Annotated in this window: 2 protein-coding genes; both read left to right on the top strand. The window is 39.8% G+C overall.

The genetic code is table 11. The features are described from left to right. Positions 1-307, top strand: a 307-nt coding sequence (locus Q8907_16990) for a sulfite exporter TauE/SafE family protein (protein MDP4275966.1), incomplete at its 5' end; no start/stop codon positions are given. Between the two features lie 11 nt (positions 308-318). Next, on the top strand, positions 319-1,353 hold the full coding sequence (locus Q8907_16985) for a permease (protein MDP4275965.1): 1,035 nt from the start codon (positions 319-321) through the stop codon (positions 1,351-1,353). The last annotated feature ends 143 nt before the right edge of the window (positions 1,354-1,496 follow it).

Below are 1,496 nucleotides of genomic sequence, written 5' to 3'. Positions count from 1 at the left end.
TTGGAAAGCTTTTCTGTTAGGAGTGGTCTTCGCATTGGCTTTCTGCCCATACAGCGGGGCTCTATATTTTGGGTTACTGATCCCTCTGACCATAACCAGTGCATCCGGACTTTACCTGCCCGTGTTATTTGCCTTTGCAACCGGGCTGCCGGTTATTTTTACCGCCTGGTTGCTGGCATACAGCGTCGCAAGTATCGGTAATTTTTACAACAAGTTAAAATCTTTTGAAAAATGGTTCCGCCTTGTAGTTGCTGTCCTATTCATTTTTACAGGATTCTATTATCTGGCAGTTTATTACATTAAATAATCCTTTTACACATGTTAAGTTTTTTTAAATCAAATATTGGGAAAGTTATTTTACCATTAATATTGCTGCCTTTTTGGTTTGTAATCTATTCTTTTTTACAACCCTTGACAAACTGGTTTATAGATGATGTGTTGAAGATGACAAAAGGCACACACCTGACGGAATCAGTACGTTTTTTTGTCTTCGAATTTCCAAAAGTATTGCTATTACTTACGCTTATCATATTTTTTGTTGGAATCATCCGTACTTATTTCACCCCTGAACGTACCCGCAAGGCACTTGAAGGTAAAAAACAATTTACCGGTAATGTGATGGCAGCGATGCTTGGCATTATCACCCCGTTTTGCTCATGTTCAGCCATACCTTTATTTCTTGGATTTGTTGAATCAGGAGTTCCCCTGGGGGTAACTTTTTCATTCTTAATTGCCTCCCCTATGATCAATGAAGTAGCCGTAGTTCTTCTGTTCGGTCTGTTTGGCTGGAAAATTGCTCTTATCTACATGATTACCGGACTTATCATAGCTATTATTGCCGGATGGGTGCTCGGAAAATTAAAATTGGAGCATTGGGTAGAGGATTGGGTATATTCGACCCGCTTTGGTAAAGAGAATTTGGAAGAAAAGAATCTTTCCTGGCCACAGCGTTTTGATTTTGGATATAATGCAGTAAAAGAAATTGTCGGCAAGGTTTGGCTTTACGTGGCATTAGGCATTGCCGTTGGTGCAGGCGTACACGGCTATGTCCCGGCAGAGTTCATGGTGAAATTCATGGGAAAATCAGCATGGTACAGTGTTCCACTTTCCATATTAATCGGTATACCGCTATATTCGAATGCGGCAGGAATAGTCCCCATTGTTTCGGTGCTGATTGAAAAAGGCGCCTCACTGGGAACCTCACTGGCATTCATGATGGCAGTAATAGGTTTATCCCTTCCGGAGACCATCATCCTGAGAAAAGTGCTTAAACTGCCCTTAATTTTCACGTTCGTAGGAATTGTAGCTGCAGGGATTATGATCGTTGGCTTTTTGTTCAACTTACTTTTTTAATTCATTGGAACAAATAAATTTGTATTAAGCAAGTTCCATCGTATCCGGGACAGAATAAAACAGAAATTTTTAAAAACAAATAAAATGACCTCAAACAAACGTCTAAAATTCCTCGATAGATATTTAACCCTGTGGATATTCCT

The sequence above is a fragment of the Bacteroidota bacterium genome, from assembly GCA_030706565.1.
Classification (GTDB): Bacteria; Bacteroidota; Bacteroidia; order Bacteroidales; family JAUZOH01; genus JAUZOH01.
The sequence above is the reverse complement of the archived record's forward strand: the minus strand, read 5'-3'. Positions and strand labels throughout refer to the sequence as shown.

Coding starts and splice junctions, on each gene's coding strand:
- Q8907_16985 (MDP4275965.1), top strand. CDS start 319: ATGTTAAGTTTTTTTAAATCAAATATTGGGAAAGTTATTTTACCATTA.